Consider the following 22,256-nt stretch of genomic DNA (forward strand, 5'->3'; position numbering starts at 1 on the left):
GGCGCCTCAGCCTCCGCTGCGTCAGCCTCCGCTGCCCACTCTGATCATGGGGATGCTTTCGGTGGGGGGATGTCCTTGTGTTTTCGCCTGCCGCGGGATGCGGATGCCGGCGGCAGCCAGCCGCCGCTGGGTTTCCGCTGCGGTGACGGACTCGCCCACCTGCGGGGCGCTGCCGAGGGGAACCACGGAGTGCACGATGGTGTGCTCATACACGTGGACAAGGTTGAACGCCTGGCCGCCGTCGCGGGGCCGGGTACCGCCCACTGGGACATTCAGGTCCTGGGTGTAACAAGTGGCCGAGGCCACCGACACGGGGATACCGGCAAAGCTGGCGGTGGTGGAGTAATGCAGGTGACCGGCCAGGATGGTGCGTACGTCCGAATTACGTACGACGGCGGCCAGCGCCGCCTGTCCGCGCAGCTCCACCAGCACCGCCAGGTCCAGCACGGACGGCACCGGCGGGTGGTGCAGCGCCAGGATGGTACCGTCCGGCGCGGGCGTCTCCAGCTCCGCAGCAAGCCACTTCAGCTGGGCTTCGCTGAGTTCGCCATGGTGATATCCCGGTACGGAGGTGTCCAGGGTGATCACCCGAAGCCCGTTGATGAAGTAGCTGTGGTCAACCGGGGAAGCGTCGCCGGACTGGTCCAGCAGGCCGGTGCGGAAGTTCTCACGGTCGTCGTGGTTTCCTATGGCCCAGATGACCTGCGCGTTCATAGCCTTGCAAGCGGGCTCCACGATGGCCCGCAGCTTTTTATAGGCCTGCGGTTCGCCTTTGTCAGCCAGGTCGCCGGTGAATATCACAGCTTCCGGACGCGCACCTGAGGCCTTAACTTCCTCAAACAATTGCCTGAGGCGGGCTTCGCTGTCGACTGCGCCATAGAGATGATCCGGACCTCCCAACAGGTGGGGGTCGCTCAGGTGGAGTAGAAAATGACGTGGCCGGGGGTGTTCGGCCTCGATGTGCTCCATTACTGCCTTCGTGGTTGGTCGGAAGCGGCGCCTCCGGTGTCCCTCTCAGTACGTTCTATCCAACCAGACATTAGGCCAACTTTGTACAAACTTTTGCGGCCAAGTTGAAAAATCCTGCGTGAAATGACCTTGCAGCGGAGGCCCTGCCCGGCGTTCCCGAGGGACGTGTTACGGCGGGCAGGGCTCCAGCGTGCTTCTGCTGCTAGCTCAGGTAGCCGTTCGGGTTAAGGACGTACTTTGTTGCTGCACCTGCATCGAATTCGGCGTAGCCCGTGGGCGCGTCTTCCAGGCTGATCGCCTTGGCGTTGACGTTCTTCGCAATGTGGACCTTGTCGTGCAGGATCGCCATCATCAGCTGGCGGTTGTACTTCATCACAGGACACTGCCCGGTGGTGAAGCTCAGCGACTTGGCCCAGCCCGTTCCCAGGCTGATCGAGAGTGAACCCTTCTTGGCCGCCTCATCCACACCGCCCGGGTCGCCGGTGACGTAGAGGCCCGGAACGCCCAAAGCACCGCCGGCCGCCGTAATTTCCATCAGCGAGTTGAGCACCGTGGCCGGAGCCTCCTGCGCTCCGGCACCGTGACCGCGGGCCTCAAAACCGACGGCGTCAACACCGCAGTCCACTTCCGGGACACCTAGGATCTGCTCGATCTGCTCGGCCGGACCGCCCTTGGTGAGGTCGACAGTCTCGCAGCCGAAGCTGCGGGCCTGTGCGAGCCGCTGCTCGTTCAAGTCGCCAACGATCACTGCCGCGGCACCAAGCAGGTGGGCGCTGGTTGCCGCAGCCAGTCCAACAGGTCCCGCACCCGCAATGTAGACGGTGGAGCCTACTCCAACCCCGGAGGTGACCGCGCCGTGGAAGCCCGTGGGGAAGATGTCCGAAAGCATGGCCAGATCGAGGATCTTCTCCATGGCCTGGTCCTTGTCCGGGAACTTCAGCAGGTTCCAATCCGCGTAGGGCACCAGGACGTAGTTGGCCTGGCCGCCCACCCAGCCGCCCATATCCACGTAGCCGTAGGCGCTTCCCGGCCGGTCGGGATTCACGTTCAGACAGATGCCGGTCTTGCGTTCCTTGCAGTTCCGGCAGCGGCCGCATGCGATGTTGAACGGAACGGAGCAGACGTCCCCCACCTTGATGAATTCGACGTCCGGTCCCACTTCCACCACCTCGCCGGTGATCTCGTGACCCAGCACGAGGTCAGGCGGAGCCGTGGTTCGGCCACGAACCATGTGCTGGTCGGAGCCGCAGATGTTGGTGGCGACGGTTTTGAGGATTACGCCGTGACGCACTGTGCGGCCCACATTGGCGGGGTTGACGCCCGGCCCGTCCTTGAGTTCGAAAGTCGGGTAGTCAATGTCGATCAGTTCGACTTTGCCCGGCCCCTTGTAGGCAACGGCTTTGTTCCCTGTCATCTCTTTCCTCCTGTTTCCACAAGCACGAACAATGTGTCCGGCATGATTCACGAAGTTTTGATCCACCCTCCCCGGCAGGCATGACCGGCCGCACCGGCCCGCCGTGCTGCGGCCTTCGGGCCGGTGGCGGTGCCGGGGTTGATGGGAGGATGCCGCCAGTCTAGGACTGCAAGCATGCTTGCGGGTAGGGGCCGTTAGGCCCTATGACCGCTGGCGCTGCGCCGCCCGGAAGCGGACTTAAACGAGGGCGTCTTCGACGGCTGCGATGACCTCGGGTGACTCCGGCTCCACCGTCGGGGCAAAGCGGGCAACCACGACGCCGTCGCGGTTTACCAGGAACTTTTCAAAGTTCCACTTCACGAGGCCGGGGAGCAGTCCGTTCCTGAAGCCGGTGAGCTCGGCGTAGAGCGGATGCTGGTTCTTGCCGCGAACGTCGGCCTTTGCAGTCAGCGCGAATGACACCCCGAAGTTGCGCTCGCAGAATTCGGCGATTTCTTCGTCGCTGCCCGGTTCCTGCCCGGCGAACTGGTTGCAGGGGACGCCCAGGATCTCGAATCCCTGGTCCCGGAACTTGCCGTAGAGCAATTCGAGGCCGGCGTACTGCGGCGTGAAGCCGCACTGGGAGGCCACGTTGACCACCATCACCACGCTTCCTTTGAAGCGGCCAAAATCGGTTTCCGTGCCGTCGTTGAGGGTCAGCGGAATGGAGTGGAGTGAATTCACGGAGGGCTTCCCTAAGAAATTGGTCATGGCTGCTATTCGTTCACAACGGCCAAACGTATGGGTTGGTGCCCGTGTGGATTTGGTAGCCGGCACCGCGTTCCAGGGCGTCGGTGTCAGGGAGTGGGCTCGGCGCTCTCCGTCGGAGCGGGCTCCGGCGTCCCGGTCGGTTCGGGAACTTCCGTGGGCTCCGGCGTCCCGGTCGGTTCGGCCGTAGCCGTAAATGTAGGTTCGGGGGCAGGATCCGTGGTGGGCTCCTCTGTTGGTTCCGCCGGAGGTACGGCGCTGGCAGTTGCCGACGGCGTGGGGGTTTCGGTTGGTGTCGGGGTTTCGCTCGGCGTCGGGGTTTCGCTCGGCGTGGGGGTTTCGCTCGCTGTCGGGGTTTCGCTCGGCGTTGCCGTCTCCGACGGCGTCGGGGCGGTCGGCGACGGGGATTCGCTCGGCGTCGGGGCGGTCGGCGACGGGGTTTCGCTCGGCGTCGGCGAAGGCGTGCCGCCTGGGGCGGTGCCAGTCGGCGACGGCCTGCCTCCCGGGGTCGTCGGAGTTGCAGTAACCGTCGGAGTCGGGGGGACGGACGACGACGGCGTGCCGGTCGCGGAGGGCGTCCCGGTTACGGGGCCTTCCGTGTCTCCGCCCGACACACTATGCGAGTTGTCTGCGGACACCGGAATAGCCCAGGTGGGATCGCCCGCCGGGGCATTGCCGCCGGGGACGTAACTGACCATCTCGATGTTCCCCAACTCATCAACCTGCTTGGTCGGCAGGAACTTCCAGTCATGCGGGTTCACGTGGGCGCCGTTGAGGATCGTTTCGAAATGCAGGTGGCATCCCGTGGAAGACCCGGTGGTGCCCACCTTCGCAATGACCTCACCCACCTGGACGGACTCGCCCTTCTTGACTGCTATCCCCTCGAGGTGGTTGTACGTGGTGATCAGCCCGTTGCCATGGTCGATCTCCACACGGTTGCCGCCGCCCCAGGGGTGCCAGCCAACGGCCCTGACCACGCCGGCGTCGGCCGCGTAGACCCGCGTGCCGCACGATGCCGCGAAGTCCTGGCCCCAGTGAAATTCCCCTGCCGTGCCGGTCAGGGGGCTGACCCGGAGCCCGAAGCCGGACGTTTCGGTCAGGAATTCCAGGGGCGCCATCAGCGAGCCGGCGGGGGGCCGCCTCAATTCATGGGAGGCAACGTTCAGTTCGTGCTTCCCGCTCTTGGACGTTGTCCGGACGTCACTGCGGCTGAAGGAGAGCAGCGCATTGGGGTTCGCTGCTATGCCCTCAGGCGCCATGCCCAGCGGCTTCATAAAGGCGCTGGGCCAAAAGGGGGCAATGCCCGGGCCGCCCAGGGCAGGCTGTTGGAAGGCCGGGGCAACCGCGGCCGGAGCAACCACAGCCGTCGGTGGTGATGCGGGCCCCTCGAGGCCAAACGCGATCACGCCAAGCGTTGAAACGGCGCAGACGCCAAGTATCCGGGCAGCAACCAGACAAGGCCGGCCGGGATGTTCTTGGTGTCCATATCCCCAGTGATTTCCCACGTACTGACTCCTGCGATAGGCCCGCCAGACCCCAATCTCGACGGACTTACGTCTCCTATGGGACCACAGCCCCGCTGCCCCTGTGAACCCCCACCCCTGTTCCCATCCCCGTAATCCCCGTGGTTCCGCCGTTCCCGGCCGGAATTCTCAGCTGACTCACAGGCGCGGACGGTGCGCAACAATGGACCCATGCGCAATATCCTCAGGGATTGGCAGGCCGAGCTCAGGCAGACCTTCACCGGAACAAGGCGCGCAGTGCCGCCCTGGGTACCGCGGCTGGAAGAGGGCAACGACGCCGGATACCACCTTCCCGGATCCGCCGTCTGGGCGGTCCATGGATCGATGACCACCATCGTGGCGGGAATCCGGGCGCTACTGATGCAGACCGTGCACCCGGGAGCCCTTGCCGGCGTCTATGACCACTCGCGATTCCGCGAGGATCCGCTGGGACGGCTGGCGGGAACCATCCGCTGGATCTTCACTATCACCTATGGCTCCACGGCCGCGGCGCGTGAAGCGTCAGCCCGGGTACTACGGCTGCATGAATCAGTACGGGGTGAGTACGTGGACGCCCACGGCGTCGCCAGGAGCTACGCGGCCAACGACCCCGAACTCCTCCGCTGGGTGCACATCGCCTTCACCGATGCGTTCCTTTCCGCGCACAAGATCTGGGGGCGCCCCATCCCGGGCGGTCCAGATGCCTATGTCCGCGAATGGGCGCAGGCGGGAAGGTTGATGGGAGTTGACTCACCGCCGCTCAGTGAGGCGCAGATGCGGCAACAGCTGGACAAGTGGTACGACGACGGCGACCTCCGCTGCGATGAAAGGGTCACCGAGATTGTGGCCTTCCTCCGCGACCCGCCGCTGCATCCTTCGCTGCGTCTCGGCTACAAAATGCTGTTTGCTGCAGCCGTTTCCAGCCTGGAACCGAAGTACAGGAACATGCTGGGACTCCGGACGCCACGGCTGGGGCCCCTGCCCCTTCCGGTGAGGACCGGCACGCGGGCGACCCTCGCCGTCGTCGATGTTGTCCTGGGCGGCGTGAGACCGGGTGGCAGGGTGGGCCCGAGCGAACAGGCCGCACGGAGGCGCCTGCGGCGCCTGGGGATTGCAGCGCAGGACAAACCGCCGCCCCGTTATTGCCTCAAAAACCGCTCCGGAACGCAAAAGGCCCCGGTCCGAGGACCGGGGCCAAGACGCGGAGAATGGGGGATTTGAACCCCCGAGGGCGTTAACCCAACACGCGTTCCAGGCGTGCGCCATAGGCCGCTAGGCGAATTCTCCAATTGCTTCTGAATCAAAAGCAGATACTAGAATACCTGAAGATTTCGGCATCACCCAATTGGGCCATTTCGCGCGTTACGCGGGCACGAAAAGCGGCGCCTCATGCGGACCCATTTCGAGCCCCCGGACCCCGGCTTATTCCGCTGCCAGGTCCGCTGTCAGGCAGGCCGGGAAACTGCCCAAAGGTGTCCTTAACGTCAAAATGGACGCCCCCAATGCGCCCACTCCTCCGGAACACCGTTGAGCTGCCGGGTCCGGCCCTTACGCCAGGCCCTGCAGCTCACAACCTTGAGTTCAACCTGAGATTGCCCCAATCGGTGTACATATCCATCGTCCGCTTTGTGCCGAGGATAAGCAAGGGTTCCTACTTGATTATCGGCCGACCGTTACCTTCTTGTGCTGTTATCCGCTCCGGCAGGTGTTGAGAAGATGGGCGCATGATGCAGCTCCACGCACTGGTGACCTACGTCGCCGCCGATCACGCGGAGGCTGTCCTTACTGCGTTGGGCGATGCCGGCGCCGGACGGATCGGCAACTATTCGCACTGCGCATTCACCACCCCGGGTACCGGCCGGTTCACACCCCTCGCCGGGTCCCGTCCCTTCATCGGCACGGCAGGCCGGGGCCAACAGGTGCCGGAAATAAGGATCGAATGCGTCGTGGAGGCAGATCTGCTCGATGCAGTGGTTTCCGCCCTGCGTTCAGCCCACCCGTACGAGGAACCCGCGCTGATGAGCTGGGCAGTCAATGGACACCGCCCGCCAGCTGCTCGGGGCGGCCGGGGAAGTTAGCTTCTAAGCGGCCGGAGGCGCCGGCCCGACGCCGATTCGGGGCACGACCAATCTTCAGGTAAAGTATCTGACGGCCCCTCATGTGGCGTCATCCTGTTGAACTCCCCCAGGACCGGAAGGTAGCAAGGGTAGACGGGCTCTGGCGGGTGCATGGGGGGTCTTTACTATTCCCCCACAGGGCGGCAAACTGTCGGCCCGGATTGGTAGGGTTTTCTCTGTGAGTGTTACTACCGCCCTGTATCGCAGATACCGTCCAGACTCCTTTGCTGACGTTATCGGGCAGGAACACGTCACGGAGCCGTTGATGACGGCACTGCGGAAGAACCGCGTCAACCACGCCTACCTGTTTTCCGGGCCGCGCGGCTGTGGAAAGACCACTTCGGCCCGCATCCTGGCGCGCTGCCTGAACTGCGCCGAGGGCCCTACGGACACACCCTGCGGCAAGTGCCCCAGCTGTATTGAGCTGGCCCGCGGCGGCCCCGGCTCCCTTGATGTGATTGAAATTGACGCCGCAAGCCACGGTGGCGTCGACGACGCCCGTGACCTGCGCGAACGCGCCACGTATGCTCCCGTCCGGGACCGCTACAAGATCTTCATCATCGATGAAGCGCACATGGTCACTTCCGCAGGCTTCAACGCCCTGCTCAAGATCGTGGAAGAGCCGCCGGAACACATCAAGTTCATCTTCGCCACCACGGAGCCGGACAAGGTGATCGGCACCATCCGCTCGCGGACTCACCACTATCCGTTCCGGTTGGTACCGCCGGAGCCCCTCATGGCTTATCTTGAGCTGCTCTGCAACCAGGAAAATGTTCCGGTGGCCCCCGGAGTGCTGTCGCTGGTGATCCGCGCCGGAGCCGGCTCCGTGAGGGATTCACTCTCGGTGCTTGACCAGCTGATGGCAGGCGCAGGGCCCAACGGGCTGGACTACGAGCTCGCGGTTGCACTGCTGGGCTACACCCATGCCTCCTTGCTGGACGACGTTGTGGAAGCGGTAGCCGCCTCAGACGCTGCCACCGTATTCCGGGCTGTAGACCGTGTCATCCAGACGGGACATGATCCGCGCCGTTTCGTAGAGGACCTCCTGGAACGCTTCCGCGACCTCATCATCGTTCAGGCAATGCCGGAGAGCGCACAGTCAATCCTGCGCGGAATGCCGGCCGACCAGATCGCCCGCCTGCAGAGCCAGGCCCACAATCTCGGCGCGGCCGAGTTGTCCCGGGCGGCAGACGTCACCAACACCGCCCTGACCGAAATGACCGGCGCGACGTCACCGCGGCTTCACCTCGAGCTGCTGTGCGCCCGCATCCTCCTGCCCAGCTCCGAGCAGACCGAGCGGGGTATCGCAGCCCGGATCGACCGTGTGGAGCGCCGCCTGAACTATGGCGGTAACGACGTCGGAACTCCCGCCGCCGCTGCGGCGGCACCTTCCGCACCAGCAGCTGCTTCGCCGGCTCCGGTGGCTGCGCCCGCTCTGGTGGCCGCCTCGGCTCCGATGGCTCCGCCCGAGCCGACCCGCGCCGCGCCTCCTGCCGCGGCTGCTCCCCCCGCGCCTGCCGCGGAGGCCGAACCCGCAGGACGCATGGACGCACCCAGCCGTCAATCACTCACTCCACCGAGGGTCTCCACCACGGACTGGCCTGTTGACGAGCCTCCCGCGGCGCCTCGGGGCCTGCCAAGCCAGACACCTGTCCGCCCCGCTGACCAGGCACCAGCCGCCCAACAGGCACCAGCCGCTCAGCAGGTGCCGGCACCGGCACCAGCCGCTACTCCGACGCCCGAAGCTCGCGCGTCGGTGGCTGACACCCAGCTCCCTGCAGCCGGCGTCGGCGGCGACGTCGAGGTCCTTCGCCGCGCCTGGCCCGACATCCTGCAGACGCTGACCAAGATCAAGCGCAGCACCTGGGCCCTCGTGGAACCCAACGCCCAGGTGAAGCAGTTCGACGGCCAGCTGCTCACACTGGCCTTCACCACATCCGGACTCGCCGGCGCCTTTGGCCGGGCCGACCACTCCGAAAACCTTCGGCAGGCGATCCACAAGACGGTGGGAATCGACTGCCAGATCAACGCAGTGTCCGGCGGCGCCAACAGCCCAGCGAGCTCTGAACCAAACCCAAAAGCGCCCGCTAGCCGGGAATCTCCGGCGAGGTCCGCCGACGTTGCTTGGGGTCTTGCCCCTGCCTCCGCCGAACCGGTCGCCGAACCGGCCGCCGAGCCCGCAGTGGCACGGCCAGCCGACAGCCCCGCCGGCCCGCCGGCCGCGGATTCAACGCCCGTGCCTGCCGCAGGCACTGCCAACCCCTCCGTCCGGGCGGAGCCCGTTCTTCCGGCAGGGCCCGCCGGTCCGGCCGGCCCAGCTGATCCGGCTGCGCCCGGTGTTCCGGCAGCGTCCACCGATCCGGCCGCGCCCGCTGTTCCGGCTGCGCCCGCTGTTCCGGCAGCGCCGCCGCAGGAAGATTCCTCCGGGTCCTACGGTTACCCGGACGACGACTGGGGCCCGCCCCTGGACGAAGACGCTCCCCCGATGGACGAAGAGCCGCCTATGGACTGGATGCCCTCGGCGCCGCTGCAGTCACGTCCCAGCCAGCCGACCCAAGGCTCTTCCGGCCTTGCTCCCGCCGACTCTTCCCAAGCGGCAGGCCCGGCGTCCAGCGACGATCCGTGGTCCCGCGCCCAGGAGGAGGCGCCGGGTATCTGGACCGTTGGCGCGGAATCCAACGTTGGCAGGTCCGTCGACGAGCCGGACCGCGCAGGCCTGCCTGGTGTTTCGGAGCCTCCGACGCCCCGCTACGAGCCGGCCGCTGCCCAGCTCCCCCGGCCTGCAGACGTTCCCGTAGACGCCCAATCCATCCGGGCCGGCGAAGCGCCGCGTCCCGTCGAGATCCGTCAACCCGTGGGGGCGCTATCCGGCGGCGGTTCCTCGGCTGCAGGGTGGGCACCGTCCGGGCAGTACGGTCCCGCCACTGCTACTGACCCGTCCCCGGCCATGGCCAGCCCTGATGTTCGAAGCATCGCGTCGGCGCCTGCACCGGCGTCCTACTTGTCCCAGACGCCGGCGCAGCCCGCCCCGGCACAGGCGGGCACGCCCGGCGCTCCCGTGAAGCAAAGCCTGTACCAGCGGCTGTCCAACAGCCCCGAGGCCGAAGCAGGCCGGGCCAAAGCACCTGCACGACAGGCCGAGGTCTGCAAGAGCTACGTCCAGGACATTCCGAGCGCGGATGACGAAACGATTGAGGAATCGGGCGTGTTTGGACGCGCCGCCGTCGAGCGTATTCTGGGCGGGAAGCTGGTCGAAGAGCGGTCGCTGGACGGCAGCCCGCTGGCGCCCCGGTTCTAGCCGCCGCGGGATCTGCGAGCGCATCCAGCAAGGCCGGCGCAGTGCTGTGGCACGGCACGGCGCGGTGGTGCGCGGCAGGGAATGGGAAGACCGCGCCGGCGCTCGCAGCAATTGACGATTCACAAGAACAAATGAAACGAACGAGGACATTGTGTACGAAGGTGCAGTTCAAGAGCTGATCGACGAACTTGGCCGCCTTCCCGGCGTCGGGCCCAAATCCGCCCAGCGGCTGGCATTCCACATCCTCGAGGCGGACCCGCAGGACATGAAGCGGCTGGTGGATGCCATCACTACTGTCAAGGAACGGGTGAAATTCTGCACCGTGTGCGGCAACGTCACCGAGCAGGAAATGTGCAACATCTGCCGCGACCCGCGGCGGGATCCTTCTGTCATCTGTGTCGTGGAGGAGTCCAAGGACGTGCTGGCCGTCGAGCGCACCCGCTCGTTCCGGGGCCGATACCACGTTCTGGGGGGTGCCATTAATCCCATCGCCGGCGTCGGGCCGGAGCAGTTGCGGATCAGGGAACTCCTCACCCGGCTCAACGACGGCGCCATCCAGGAAATCATCATTGCCACGGACCCCAATCTTGAGGGTGAGGCCACGGCCACATACCTTGCCAGGATGCTGAAATCCATCGGCATCACCGTCACGCGGCTTGCCTCGGGCCTGCCGGTGGGCGGCGACCTGGAATACGCGGATGAGGTCACTCTGGGGCGCGCCTTCGAGGGCCGCCGCAACGCGTTGAGCTGACCCGGGCCCAGTTGGCTTCCATGGAACTCTTCCCCTCCATCGTCACGGAACGGCTGGAACTGCGTCTCCTGGCGAACTCCGATGCCGACGCCCTAAGACGCTTCCGGAGTCATCCCGATGCCGTCCGCTACCTGTCGCACCAGCCCCTGACTGCGGGACAAACCGACCGGCTCCTCGCCGATCTTCTGACCCGCGCCGAACGCTCAACGGCCGAGTGGTTCCACTTCGGCTGGGCCGTGGTGCTCCGCTCGACGGGTGCTGTGATCGGTGACGGGCGCACCTGGAACACGGCCGAACCGCCGTTGCCTGGCAGCATCCCGTCCCGCTCTGCGAGCCTCGGGTACATGCTCCACCCGGACCACCACGGCAAGGGGTACGGCAGCGAAGCCGCCGGTGCACTGGTCCGCTGGCTCTTCACCGAACGCGGCACCCACACCATCTATGCAGGCGTCTACGAACCCAACACGGCGTCGCGGCGCCTCCTCGAAGGCCTCGGCTTCGCCCAGGACCGCTACTTCACAGCGGACCAGGACACCCATGGCAAGGGGCTGGCCTCATGGCGCTACCGCCTGAACCGGACAGGGTGGACACTCACGGCGGACGGCTGACAGGCGCTCCTCATTAGGCGCTATCCAAGCAGGCTAGCTGCGGGCGTGGGCCTGCGCGGAGTCGACGATGTTCTCGGTGGCGGCCCAGGAGGCGAGGAGCTTGAGAGCCTCGTCGGAGGGGCTGCCGGGCGTGGCGGGATAAACCGTCAGGGTGTGCCCGGGGTCCTCTTCCAGCCCCAGGACCTGATAGTTGAGTTCGAGGAGTCCCACCACGGGGTGCTGGAAGAACTTTGTTCCGGCGTAATGGCGGCGGACGTTGTGGGCTGCCCAGCGGGTGCGGAATTGATCACTGCGCATGGAGAGTTCGCCCACCAGTTCGGCGATGCCCTTGTCGTGCGGGCTACGGCCTGCTTCCCGGCGCAGGATGGCGACGTTGACGTTGGCTGCCCGGTCCCAGTCGGTGTAAAAGTCGTGCGACCGCGGGTCGAGGAAGATGAACCTTGAATGGTTCGCCGGACGCGCCGCACCGCGGTACATGTCCGAGTACAAGGCGTAGCCCAGGGCGTTGGCGGCGACGATGTCCATCCTGTTGTTTCCGATAAAGGCGGGCGCTCCGGTGATGGTGTCCAGGAGGTACTGCAATTCCGGGCGCACCCCGGACGGAACGGGAGCCGCCGCACGCTTCCGGCCTGATGTGTGGGCCGCGCGTGCGAGGTCGTAGAGGTGGTCGTGCTCGGCGCGGTCGAGCTCCAGTGCACGCGCAATGGCATCCAGGACACTGTCCGAGCAACCGGTCAGGTTTCCACGTTCGAGGCGGGTGTAGTAGTCCACGCTTACTCCGGCCAGGCGGGCCACTTCCTCCCGCCGCAATCCCGGCACCCGGCGCCGGCCGCCATACAGTTCAAGGCCTGCCTGCTCTGGTGTGATGCGGGCACGGCGCGACGAGAGGAACTGTCGTACCTCGGCTCGGTTATCCATATGGACACGTTACGACGTATCCGTAAAGGGGTGGGAGGCTCTGCCAAACCAGTTTCAGCAGACCTGGCCACAAGGCCATGGATGAGCGCCGCGCGATTAAGGTACTCCTGCGTACGCGAGGAGATCGCCGACCGCAACAGCTGCATCCTGATGACCAGCAGCGGGAACTGCGGGGCGGCCAGCATGCGGTCACAATTCAGCGCCGCGCGGTTCCCGGCGATAAACTGGGCACATCAGTTACGCCGTCGCGCCGTTTTGGTCGCTTGGCCCCGGAACCCCGATTTGATGCAGTGAGGGTGCGCGCATGAGTATGCCCACTACCGAAGTGAAGACCGAGAATCAGCCGCACGTGCTGCCCGTCGCTACTGCCCGCACCAAGCAGCTGATTGTGCAGAAGTTCGGCGGCTCCTCAGTTTCGGACGCGGACGGCATCAAGCGCGTCGCCAAGCGGGTCGTCGACGCGCAGCGCGCTGGCAACGAGGTGGTTGTGGTGGTCTCCGCCATGGGTGACACCACCGATGAACTGCTGGACCTCGCCGCGCAGGTTACCGATTCAGCCCCCGCACGTGAAATGGACATGCTCCTTTCCGCCGGTGAACGCATTTCCATGGCCCTGGTCGCCATGGCCATCAACAAGCTCGGCGAGTCGGCCCAGTCCTTCACGGGCTCACAGGCGGGCATGATCACCGACGGCATTCACGGCAAGGCGCGCATCATCGACGTCGACCCGCACCGTATCCGCACCGCCCTGGACAAGGGACACATCGCCATCGTGGCGGGCTTCCAGGGGATGAGCCGCACCACCAATGAGATCACCACCCTGGGCCGCGGCGGCTCCGACACCACGGCGGTGGCGCTGGCCGCAGCTTTGGAGGCCGACGTCTGCGAGATCTACACGGACGTGGACGGAATCTACACCGCGGATCCCCGCGTGGTGCCCTCAGCCCAGAAGATCGACCGCATCTCCAGCGAAGAAATGCTGGAACTGGCCGCTTCCGGCGCGAAGATCCTGCACCTGCGCTGCGTGGAATACGCGCGGCGCTTCGGTGTGCCGTTGCACGTTCGTTCTTCATTCAGCCAGAACGAAGGCACCTGGGTCATGCCCGGAGCCGACGACAAGATCAAGACTCAAGAGGGAGTTGCCTTGGAGCAGCCAATCATCTCCGGCGTTGCACACGACCGTTCCGAAGCCAAGGTCACCGTGGTGGGCGTCCCTGACATTCCGGGCAAGGCCGCCGCGATCTTCCAGGTCATTGCCGACGCTCACTCCAACATCGACATGATCGTCCAGAACGTCTCGACGCATGGCACGGGCCGGACAGACATTTCGTTCACGCTCCCCATCGTGGAAGGTGCAGACGCACTGGCTGCCCTCCGTGCCGCGGAGCCGGAAATCGGCTTCGAAAGCATCGAGTACAACGAACAGATCGGCAAGCTTTCGCTGATCGGGGCCGGAATGCGCTCCCACCCCGGCGTTTCCGCCACTTTCTTCAAGGCCCTGTCTGATGCCGGGATCAACATCAACATGATCTCGACGTCGGAAATCCGTATCTCGGTGGTGACGCACGCGGACCTGCTTGACGACGCCGTCCGCGCAATCCACAAGGCGTTCGATCTGGACAGCGACAGCGAGGCTACGGTCTACGGCGGCACCGGCCGCTAGGTTCGCCGGCAAGCCGGCGCGACTAGCGCCGGGACCGGAAAGGGCAAAAACGAACGGCACAGCGGTGGGACCGCTGTGCCGTTCGTTTTATGTCGAACTGGCCACTTGTCGAACTGGCCACTTGTTGAAGCTGGCTACTGGATGTCTTCCTTACGGACCGCGTAGTGGTGTCCCTCGGAATCTGTCTCTACCTCGAAGTGGGACAGATCCTCTTCGGAAGCCGTCTCAAAATCATCGTGCTTGTGAACAACGGGAGCAGCAGGGTCACCCCGCGTGGCCGGTCCGAAGAAGAACCGCAGCCTGTCTGTCTGGGTCAGGAAGCGCTGTAGTGCACGTGCCATAATTCCCACCCCCTTCCCTTGGTCGGGTCAAGCAGTGATGCATTGGCCGGTTGGTTGGTCCCTGTGCCCATATTTTACGCCCGGGAACTCAAAAAGGCCCCGGGCCGCCGGGCTAAGCCCGCGTCGCAACGGCGGGGGAAGGCTGGCCGTCCTGCAGCTCGTCGTCGGACCTGTGTCGACGTTGTCCGCCGGCAGGCAGCGTCAGGACGAACAGGCTGCCTGCGACCAGCAGGGCACCGACCCAAGCCAGGGCGGGCAGGCGTTCACCGACGACAACGACTGCCAAAATGGCTGCCACCACCGTCTCAGCGAGCGATATGGTGGTGGCCGTGCTGGCGCGGACCCGGGCCAAGCCCCAGCCGAACAGAACATAGCCGGCAAACATCGGAATAAGTGCCATGTACGCTCCCACGGCCAGGTTTTGCCAGGATGTAAGCAGTGGGGCTCCGGTGAAGACCAACACGGGCATCAGGAGACACCCGCCTGCGCCGAAGACGGCTCCCATTGTTGCTCTTGACGGTAGGCCCGTGTTGATCAGGCGGTGCGCGGCCCAGGAGTACAGCGCATACGTCAGACCGGCGACAAACCCCAACCCGATGCCGGCGGGGGTGGACCATCCCGAATCAGATGCTGATGCCGGGCCGCCATTTGCGGCCTCTGCCCAGCACAGAAGCAAGGAACCGGACAGCCCGAGCACAGCGCCGGCAGCCCACCGGCGGGTGAATCTTCGCTTGTCGGCAATCCGCTCAATGACAGCGGAGATGAGTGGAGCTGAACCGATGGAGACAACTGTCCCCACCGCTACCCCGGCGAGGTGCATGGAAGAGTAGAAAGCCAGCGGGTACGCCGCGACGGCCATGGCCCCCAATGCCACCGTGGGCCACTGCGCGCGCAGGGATACGGAGAACGCGGTGATTTGCCGTGCCGCGATGGCCGCCTGGAGCAGGCCGCCAAGGCCCATTGCCACCGCCGCAATGGCGAGAGGACTTACTTCCGGTGCGAAGGTGGCCGCGGTGCCCGTGCTGCCCCACAGCACCGAGGCGGCCAGCACAAACAACGCACCCCACGAACTCCCGTGAAAACCTGCAGTCTTCACAGGTCGGCTACCAGGGCGGCCGCGATCACTCGGGCTTCCTGAATGCAGCGGTCGTTGCCCTCAAGGCCCGCCCGTGTCATGGATCCTTCAAGGAGGAACGCCAGGTGCCGGGCCACGGAACCGGCCCGCTCCGGTGAATCCGGGAGGAGCGCGGCAACGTGCTCCGACAACAACGCCTCGACCTGCTCCTTGTGGCGGCGTACCACTGACCTCCCTGGATCTCCGGCGGGAAGTTCGGCTGCGGCGTTCAGCAGGCCGCAGCCCCGGAAGCCCCGCTCGTAGGCCATATCGGCGTGATCTGCATAAGCATCGAAGACGGCGAGGACCCGCTCCCGCGGGCTGGCCGCCTGATCCAGCCGTGCCTGGTACAGCCCCATCCACTCCTCATGGCGGGCGTTCAGGTACGCCGTCACCAGCTCGGCTTTCGAGGCGAAATTGTTGTAGAGGCTCTTCTTGGCCACGCCCGCCTCGGCGGTAATGGCGTCGATTCCCGTTCCGGCCAGACCGTCTGCGTAGAAGCGGCGCGAGGCTGCTTCAATGAGTGCGGCGCGAGCAGGCCGCCTGGCGGGACTGCTTCCGGGTGCCGTCTGCTTCTTGGACATCTTGACCTCGGGGTAATCGGGCGCAGAGAAGTAGGTATACCAGCCTACCTACTTGGACGTGTGGCCCGCTACCCCTGCAAACGCCGGTTGACAGGCCCGCTAGCGAAGGGACTTGTCGTCAGGGTTCCTAGGCACCACGTAAGTGCTGCCGTCCGGCCGGCGCACAGTCTCCCACTGCTGCGTCTCCGCTTCGCGCCGGGCAAGGAGGGCTTTGTTCTCGTCCGTCATCGCGTGGCCCAGGGCGCTGCTGTTGGCCGGTCCGAAGATGGCGCGGAGCCTGCCGGTAGCTCGCATGAACTTCTGGACGGCGTTTTCCTTGCTGGCCATTGCAGTTTCCCTTTCAGAGCGGTGACGTTGAAACCAGTGTACGCTAATCATTAGTGCACTAACGATCAAGGAGAAGACTGATGAATCAGCGCCCGGCTGCCGCCATCGAGGTGGTTGACGAAGACCTCCTGCTGGAGCATCAGCTGTGTTTCGCCCTGACGGTGGCGTCCCGGAGCGTCGTCGGCGCGTATAAGCCCGTGCTGGATACCCTGGGGCTGACCCACCCGCAGTACCTTGTGATGCTGTGCCTGTGGGAATCCAGCCCGCGCTCGGTCCGGGATATCAGCGATGCGCTGGCCCAGGAACCCGCCACAATCTCGCCGCTGTTGCGCCGCCTCGAGTCCGCGGGCTACATCACGCGCGCCCGGGCGGTCGGCAACGAGCGGGCGCTCGCCGTCGGGCTCACACCCACCGGTGCAGCCCTCCGGCAACGGGCGACGGCGGTCCCCGGAACCATGATGGAACGGTTGGGCCTGACCCGCGGCCAGGTCGGCACGCTCCACCAGGCCATGATGGAGCTGATTGCTGCCACCAAGGCGGCCGTCGAACGCGACGCCGTCCACGGGAACGACATTCCAGCGTCCTAGCGGCGCGCTTTTATGGTGCCGTCACTGCGACATTCAGCTGCGTTGACGGTCCCGTGCCGTACCTGATCAGGCCAACCCAGTTGCCTGCTTCAAGCCCGGTCCAGCTGGCGGTGAGCTCACCGGTGGCACCGTTTTCAATGGTCAGCGGGTTTGGACTCACGGTCAGGTTCCCCGCGTCACCGGCAAGGATCATCGCTTCCACTGAAGCTGCTGTCGCCGCGTTGCCCGGGCTGGCGAACAGGTTGGTGGTCACTTTCCAGTCGCCTGCCACGGGATCCGTAATGGAGACCGCTTCGTTGGCCGCCGGCGTCGCACCCGGATACAGCACACCGGCCGGAGACACCACGTAGAGGTCGAAGTCCGCCGCAGGGTTGGAGGAAATCACCGCGAACCTGGCAAGCGAGGTCCCTGCCGGCACATTCACCACCTGAACGTCGTTCGCTGCGTCCTTGACCCCGGTGTAGGGCCCGGGTACGAGGCTGATCGCCGTCGAATTTGCCTTGGCGAGCCCCTTCACCGTCACCTCAATCGGCTCGGGGCTGCCGGAAGTCACCGGAATGACGACGCTGCCGCTGGGGCCCGCTGAAGAGGCATTGACGACGGCGGGTGCAATCGCCGTGACTGAGCGGATGGCCACCGGCGAGCGGACTGTGAGCTTTTCCGAAGTCCACGTCAGCGACCCGGTGGCAAAAGCGTCCAGGGTGGCACCTGCATTGGTGAACTGCACGGTAAAGGTGGCCTTCTGGCCTTCGGCAAGGGTCATGACATCGGGCGTCACCTCCGCCGTGATGCCGGGAACGTCGATCTCGGCGGTGTAGCTTCCGGCCGTCAGCGCTGTCACGGTCCGGGTCACGGTTTGTGTGCCGGTGAGGCCGCCGATGGCGATGGACGGCAAGTTGACGTCCTTTGCGGCAATCGGGGCGGCACCCATCTGGTAGCCCAGCCCCTGGAGGAAACCAAGCCAGTCGGCGGGGCCGGCGTCGTACACCAGCCCGGGCGTTGTGATTCGTGCAGGGTCGACCTGTCCGGCCCCTTGGGCAAAGACGTCCTGCACCGGGTTTCCTTCAGCATCCACTAAGTCGTAGGCCGTGGTCATCAGCGCCGATTTCACCGTAGCCGGGGACCACTGCGGATTCTTGGCCAGCAGCAGCGCCCCGAAGCCCGCAATGTGCGGCGCGGCCATGGACGTTCCGGACAGGAAGCCGAAGTTCTGGCCATTGGAGCCGATGGGCGAGAAAGCTGCCAGGACACCGACGCCGGGAGCCGCAATGTCCGGTTTCAGGAGATCGCCGTTGGCTGCCAGGGTGGGTCCGCGCGAAGAGAATCCTGCGATCTGCGGTACTGGCGGCGGGTCCTGGCCCGAGGTGTCGGTCGCCACCAAACTCGCCGTCATGGCCGGGTCTGCTGCAACCGCGTCCTTGATGGCGGCGTCGGCGACGTGCACGGTGGGGACGCTGTGCAGGTCCACGTCCAGCGAGTTGGGCGTCAGGTTGACCAGGACCATTCCGACGCCGCCCGCCTGCGCCACTGCTGCGCTCTTGGCAGTCCGGTCCACCACTCCGCGGTCACAGACAATGATCTTTCCGGCGGTCTTCGCCGGGTCCAGGGTGCCCGGAGCACACAGGGCTGCGTTGGCGTCGGTGGCGGCGGCCGTTTTCACTGCCACGGCGAGCGCGATAGGCGCGTTGGCAACTTCAGTCGCCATGATGCTGGCACCCGCGAACTTTTCGCCGCTGGACAGCTCCACTGTGCCGCGGAGGGCACTGCTGTGGGTGGACGCAGCCACGCTGGTCATCCACGGGGCCGCATGGTTAACGGTGCTTACTGCCGGACCCGAGTTCCCGGCCGAGGCGGCCACAAACACACCGGCCGCTGCGGCATTGAGGAAGGCTATGGACACCGGGTCAACGGTGGAGTTGTTCGTGCCGGAGATCGAAAAGCTCAAGACATCGACGCCGTCCCTGATGGCGTCCTCAATGGCCTCCACGCTGCTGGAGGCGAAGCAGCCGGTGGTTGCCGGGCTGGCGCCCTCCCAGCAGACCTTGTAGATGGCGAGTTTCGCGGCGGGGGCCACTCCGGAACCCGTGGCGAAATCCCGTCCGCCAACAGCCTGGCTGACGTTACCGTTGCCTGCTGCCGTGCTGGCGGTATGCGAACCGTGGTTGTTGACATCAACCGGCGAGAACAATTCCTTCGGGGAACGCATCGCCGGGGGAACGGTGGCTTTGAAGGCTTCGTCGTAGTACCGGGCGCCGACTACCTTGCTGTTGCACTCGGTTCCGGTGAACTGGTCACCTGCCTCGCAGACGCCGGCGAACGAACTCCCGTCCGCCTTCAGCATGGTGATCTGGTTGGTTGCGGACAGATAGGGGGCGCCCACCTGCGGGGCTCCTGCGAGCGGCTTGACCTGTTCGCCGGCAAAAAATGGATTAACCGGGGTGTAGCCCGTATCCAGCACACCCACCACAGTTCCCTTGCCGGCGTTGGCCTCGCCGCCGAAGTGTTCGGCCCAGACCCCCGTAGGGCCCGGCAGTCCCAGGAACTCGGTGCTGGAGTAGTCCACCTTGTTCAGGGTGTCCTTAACCACAGCAAGGACGCTGCCGTCCTTGCTCAAAGCGTCTGCCTGCTCCGCGGACAGCTCGGCGCTGAAGCCGTTCACCGCCAGCGTGTAACTGTCGTTGATGGCCACGCCCTCCGCGGCAGCCAGCCTGTTCTGCTGTGACTCGAGATGTGCCGCGTAGCGCTGGGCCTCGGCGCTGCCGGCGTCGAGCTTCCCGCCGTTCGGCACGGACGTGGCCGGGATGCCTTCAACGCCACCCGTGTAGGCAGCCACTGGACTTCCTTTCAGCATCACGATGTAACGGCCAGCGTCCAGCGCGGGTCCGCCGTCCGGCGGACCGCTTTCCTGCCCGGACGGATGCGCCTGCGCGCCGGGAGCGGGCGGGTCAGCCGCGGCCCAGGCCGGGGAGGCCAGCGCCTGGCCGAACAACAGGGAGACACCCAAGGCGACGGCGGCGGACAGGCGTGAGGCCCGGTTTCTGCTTTGGGTGCGGGAGCCAACAGGCGGATAAGTCATGGCGAACGGCCTCCTAGGTTGTCGGACCGTCGGCATAACCGGTCCCACGGACTGGAGTGTCCGTCCACATCGGCACAACATGGGCGGGAGGCCACACAACCAGTGATGGGAGAAACATACCGGAGTGTGGCTGCGGAATCGAGATGTTCCGGACAGATTTAATCAGTGCACTTTCTTTCCGGGCACCCGAGGTCCCCGCTCTGGCTGCCAAGGCACCGGTGCCGCTGCGAGGCCCGGTCCCGAGGCCCTGTCCCGAGGCCGGGCCGGGCCGAATGGCAGGGTCCAGCATGCAGCTCCGGCGATAGAATGGACCAAAATGAGGAGGACCGGTAATGCGTAAGGCATGGATTCACGCACTCGTTCTGGTTTCCGTTGCCGGCCTCGCCGCCTGTTCGCCGGACGGCGGCACCCCCGCCCCTTCGCCGTCCACCGCCACAACGGGCGGCGCCACAACAAGTGCCGAACCCAGTGCCACGCCGTCGCCGGACACCGAAACTACCGTCCCGGCGCCCTCTCCTCCCCCTTCCTCACTGCCTCCCCGGTCCGGCCCGGGCAAGGGGAATGCGGAACTCGCCATCGTGGTCAAGCCTTCGGAGTCGGAAGCCGCCCAGAACTACACTCTGGTATGCAAGGACGGTGTTCCGACCGCTGAAAGCAGCCATCCCTCAGCCGCTGCGGCCTGCGCCGCACTCAAGGACAACCCCGCAGTGCTGAGCCCGGAGCCGCGCAGCACCGACCAGGCCTGCACCCAGCAGTACGGCGGCCCGCAGGAGGCCACTGTCACCGGGATCGTGGACGACGTGCCGGTGGATACCTCGTTTGCCCGCAGGGATGGCTGCGAGATCGGCCTCTGGAACGGCGCCAAGGACATTCTGGGATCCGCGGGCGGAGCGACCTAACCGAATGCAGATTCTGAAACCCGGCCAGCAACAGGTGCTCCCGGCGGACGCCTGGAAAGACCGCGAAGCAGCCCACCAGGCCCGGGTGAGGCGCTACGCCGACCCCTACCTTGACCGCCGCTCCGCCGGTAAGAAACACCCGGTGGAGGACTTCCTCTTCACGTACTACACCCAGAAACCGGGCCAGCTCCTGCGCTGGCACCCCGGTGCCGGCGTCGTCCTGGCCGGGCCCGAGGCCGCCGCGCGCGCAGGCTGGAAGTACTACGGAATGCTCGACGACGGCGACCTCGCCGCCGCCGGGCTGCCGGCCGGGACGCCCGCAGTCACCGTTGACCGCACGGCGTTCCTGGCTGAGCGCAGGGAGGCGCTGCAGTTTGCCGGGATCATCCTGCGCGGCACGGCGAAGCGGCCTGCCCAGTTCGGCTGCTTCGGGCTGCACGAGTGGGCGATGGTGTACCACCAGGACAGGTTCGAGCTGCGTCACGAATACCTGCAGCTGCGCCTGGGCCCGGGCGGGACTGACCGGGTGGTGGAGGACAACAGGATCCGGTGCTCGCACTTTGACGCCTTCCGCTTCTACACCCCGGACGCCACCCCGCTGAACGAACTCACTCCCAGCCGGGACAACCAGAGGTCCATGGAACAGCCCGGCTGCCTGCACGCCAACATGGACCTCTACAAGTGGGCGTACAAACTGTCCCCCGCCCTGCCCAGCGAACTTGTCATGGATTGCTTCGAGCTGTCCTGGCGGGTCCGCGCCATGGACATGCAGGCGTCCCCGTACGACCTCGAGGAGTGGGGCTACCCGCCCATCCCGATCGAAACCGCTGCCGGCAAAGCGGAATACGTCGAACATCAGCGCGCGTTCTCCTCGGAGGCGCAGGAGCTGAGGATGCGGCTGCTCGACGCACTGGCGCCCCTCATGGACGAGGACCGGAACAGCGAATGACTGCCAAGGTGGATTTGACCGTCAGGCTGACCGAGGCGCCAGGTGCCCCGGAACATGAGTTCCGCCTCGTGGTGCGCGACGCGGAAACGCCGCAGGCTGACGTCCTGGCGGGGTCCACGCTGCCGGACCCCGCCGCGGCGCGTGCAGCCGTCGAACGTTTCGGCGAGGAGGTTTTCTTCACGCCGCGGCGGGCGGACATGATGTGCACGCAACAGTACGGCGGCCCGCAGGTGGCGGTGGTCACCGGGACATTCCACGGCCGTCCCGTCCATAGCCGTTTCAGCCTTACCGACGGCTGCGAAATTGCCCGGTGGCGCGCCTTGGCTCCGCTCTTCGGCGGCACGGCGGGATCCACCGGCCAGACCTGAGCTTAGCGTCAGCCCTGACCGTAG

General features: G+C 65.7%; 20 protein-coding genes, 1 tRNA gene and 1 other RNA gene. 11 read left to right on the plus strand and 11 right to left on the minus strand.

Translation table 11 applies throughout. From position 1 onward, the window contains the following. Positions 1-21: 21 nt before the first annotated feature. The 4 genes from J7I92_RS20530 to J7I92_RS20545 form a co-directional block, all read right to left on the minus strand. Positions 22-969: a phosphodiesterase gene (locus J7I92_RS20530; RefSeq protein WP_214843504.1), complete on the minus strand. Its 948-nt coding sequence runs from the start codon at positions 967-969 to the stop codon at positions 22-24. 202 nt (positions 970-1,171) lie between these two features. Further along, the gene (gene fdhA / locus J7I92_RS20535) at positions 1,172-2,383 is read right to left on the minus strand and encodes a formaldehyde dehydrogenase, glutathione-independent (RefSeq protein ID WP_214843505.1); all 1,212 of its coding nucleotides are present in this window, start codon (positions 2,381-2,383) and stop codon (positions 1,172-1,174) included. A 237-nt stretch (positions 2,384-2,620) separates the two neighbouring features. Continuing rightward, positions 2,621-3,106, minus strand: coding sequence for a glutathione peroxidase (locus J7I92_RS20540; protein WP_311380450.1), 486 nt, complete (start codon positions 3,104-3,106; stop codon positions 2,621-2,623). A gap of 113 nt (positions 3,107-3,219) precedes the next feature. Continuing rightward, positions 3,220-4,536: a peptidoglycan DD-metalloendopeptidase family protein gene (locus tag J7I92_RS20545; protein ID WP_311380451.1), complete on the minus strand. Its 1,317-nt coding sequence runs from the start codon at positions 4,534-4,536 to the stop codon at positions 3,220-3,222. Positions 4,537-4,824: 288 nt separating this feature from the next. Between J7I92_RS20545 and J7I92_RS20550 the strand changes: the two genes are divergently transcribed. Further along, a complete protein-coding gene (locus J7I92_RS20550; protein WP_214843507.1) occupies positions 4,825-5,853 on the plus strand; it encodes an oxygenase MpaB family protein in 1,029 nt (342 codons plus the stop codon). On the opposite strand, the gene J7I92_RS20555 is transcribed toward J7I92_RS20550, so the two are convergent. Continuing rightward, positions 5,835-5,919 (minus strand) — tRNA-Ser (locus J7I92_RS20555). The two genes, J7I92_RS20550 and J7I92_RS20555, sit on opposite strands and share 19 nt — an antisense overlap. Before the next feature lie 437 nt (positions 5,920-6,356). Here J7I92_RS20555 and J7I92_RS20560 point away from each other — a divergent pair. The 5 genes from J7I92_RS20560 (at position 6,357) to J7I92_RS20580 (ending at position 11,406) form a co-directional block, all read left to right on the plus strand. Further along, complete coding sequence (locus J7I92_RS20560; RefSeq protein WP_214843509.1) at positions 6,357-6,710, plus strand: hypothetical protein; 354 nt, start codon at positions 6,357-6,359, stop codon at positions 6,708-6,710. A 69-nt stretch (positions 6,711-6,779) separates the two neighbouring features. Then, an RNA gene (ffs, locus tag J7I92_RS20565) (signal recognition particle sRNA small type) lies at positions 6,780-6,876 on the plus strand. 51 nt (positions 6,877-6,927) lie between these two features. Beyond that, a complete protein-coding gene (locus tag J7I92_RS20570; RefSeq protein WP_214843511.1) occupies positions 6,928-10,047 on the plus strand; it encodes a DNA polymerase III subunit gamma and tau in 3,120 nt (1,039 codons plus the stop codon). Positions 10,048-10,198: 151 nt separating this feature from the next. After that, positions 10,199-10,798, plus strand: a complete 600-nt coding sequence (recR, locus tag J7I92_RS20575) for a recombination mediator RecR (protein WP_214843513.1) — start codon at positions 10,199-10,201, stop codon at positions 10,796-10,798. Between the two features lie 20 nt (positions 10,799-10,818). Beyond that, positions 10,819-11,406 carry a GNAT family N-acetyltransferase gene (locus tag J7I92_RS20580; RefSeq protein ID WP_214843514.1) on the plus strand — a complete coding sequence of 196 codons (588 nt, stop codon included), beginning with the start codon at positions 10,819-10,821 and terminating at the stop codon, positions 11,404-11,406. Between the two features lie 33 nt (positions 11,407-11,439). Here the strand turns inward: J7I92_RS20580 and J7I92_RS20585 are convergent, their stop codons facing one another. Continuing rightward, positions 11,440-12,324: a helix-turn-helix transcriptional regulator gene (locus J7I92_RS20585; RefSeq protein ID WP_214843516.1), complete on the minus strand. Its 885-nt coding sequence runs from the start codon at positions 12,322-12,324 to the stop codon at positions 11,440-11,442. Between the two features lie 304 nt (positions 12,325-12,628). Here J7I92_RS20585 and J7I92_RS20590 point away from each other — a divergent pair, with 304 nt between their 5' ends. Continuing rightward, the gene (locus J7I92_RS20590; protein ID WP_214843518.1) at positions 12,629-13,987 is read left to right on the plus strand and encodes an aspartate kinase; all 1,359 of its coding nucleotides are present in this window, start codon (positions 12,629-12,631) and stop codon (positions 13,985-13,987) included. A gap of 134 nt (positions 13,988-14,121) precedes the next feature. Here J7I92_RS20590 and J7I92_RS20595 read toward each other — a convergent pair whose 3' ends face one another. From J7I92_RS20595 to J7I92_RS20610, 4 genes are all read right to left on the minus strand, one after another. Then, on the minus strand, positions 14,122-14,328 hold the full coding sequence (locus J7I92_RS20595) for a hypothetical protein (protein WP_214843520.1): 207 nt from the start codon (positions 14,326-14,328) through the stop codon (positions 14,122-14,124). A 112-nt stretch (positions 14,329-14,440) separates the two neighbouring features. Then, positions 14,441-15,424, minus strand: a complete 984-nt coding sequence (locus J7I92_RS20600; RefSeq protein WP_311380452.1) for a DMT family transporter — start codon at positions 15,422-15,424, stop codon at positions 14,441-14,443. Then, the gene (locus tag J7I92_RS20605) at positions 15,421-16,026 is read right to left on the minus strand and encodes a TetR/AcrR family transcriptional regulator (protein ID WP_214843521.1); all 606 of its coding nucleotides are present in this window, start codon (positions 16,024-16,026) and stop codon (positions 15,421-15,423) included. The genes J7I92_RS20600 and J7I92_RS20605 overlap by 4 nt, the downstream gene beginning before the upstream one ends. A 99-nt stretch (positions 16,027-16,125) precedes the next feature. Beyond that, a complete protein-coding gene (locus J7I92_RS20610; protein ID WP_214843523.1) occupies positions 16,126-16,353 on the minus strand; it encodes a hypothetical protein in 228 nt (75 codons plus the stop codon). A gap of 80 nt (positions 16,354-16,433) precedes the next feature. On the opposite strand from J7I92_RS20610, the gene J7I92_RS20615 reads away from it, so the two are divergent. Continuing rightward, positions 16,434-16,940, plus strand: a complete 507-nt coding sequence (locus J7I92_RS20615; RefSeq protein WP_214843525.1) for a MarR family winged helix-turn-helix transcriptional regulator — start codon at positions 16,434-16,436, stop codon at positions 16,938-16,940. Positions 16,941-16,950: 10 nt separating this feature from the next. Here J7I92_RS20615 and J7I92_RS20620 read toward each other — a convergent pair whose 3' ends face one another. Next, positions 16,951-20,016: a S8 family serine peptidase gene (locus tag J7I92_RS20620; protein WP_214843527.1), complete on the minus strand. Its 3,066-nt coding sequence runs from the start codon at positions 20,014-20,016 to the stop codon at positions 16,951-16,953. Between the two features lie 332 nt (positions 20,017-20,348). On the opposite strand from J7I92_RS20620, the gene J7I92_RS20625 reads away from it, so the two are divergent. From J7I92_RS20625 to J7I92_RS20635, 3 genes are read left to right on the plus strand one after another with little or no spacing between them, the layout of a single operon-like run. Continuing rightward, positions 20,349-20,915, plus strand: coding sequence for an SSI family serine proteinase inhibitor (locus tag J7I92_RS20625; RefSeq protein WP_214843529.1), 567 nt, complete (start codon positions 20,349-20,351; stop codon positions 20,913-20,915). 4 nt (positions 20,916-20,919) lie between these two features. Continuing rightward, on the plus strand, positions 20,920-21,864 hold the full coding sequence (locus tag J7I92_RS20630) for a 3-methyladenine DNA glycosylase (RefSeq protein ID WP_214843531.1): 945 nt from the start codon (positions 20,920-20,922) through the stop codon (positions 21,862-21,864). Then, complete coding sequence (locus J7I92_RS20635; protein WP_214843533.1) at positions 21,861-22,232, plus strand: serine protease inhibitor; 372 nt, start codon at positions 21,861-21,863, stop codon at positions 22,230-22,232. Before J7I92_RS20630 ends, J7I92_RS20635 begins: the two co-directional genes overlap by 4 nt. The last annotated feature ends 24 nt before the right edge of the window (positions 22,233-22,256 follow it).

It is taken from the genome of Arthrobacter sp. ISL-72, from assembly GCF_018613755.1.
Lineage (GTDB): Bacteria > Actinomycetota > Actinomycetes > Actinomycetales > Micrococcaceae > Arthrobacter.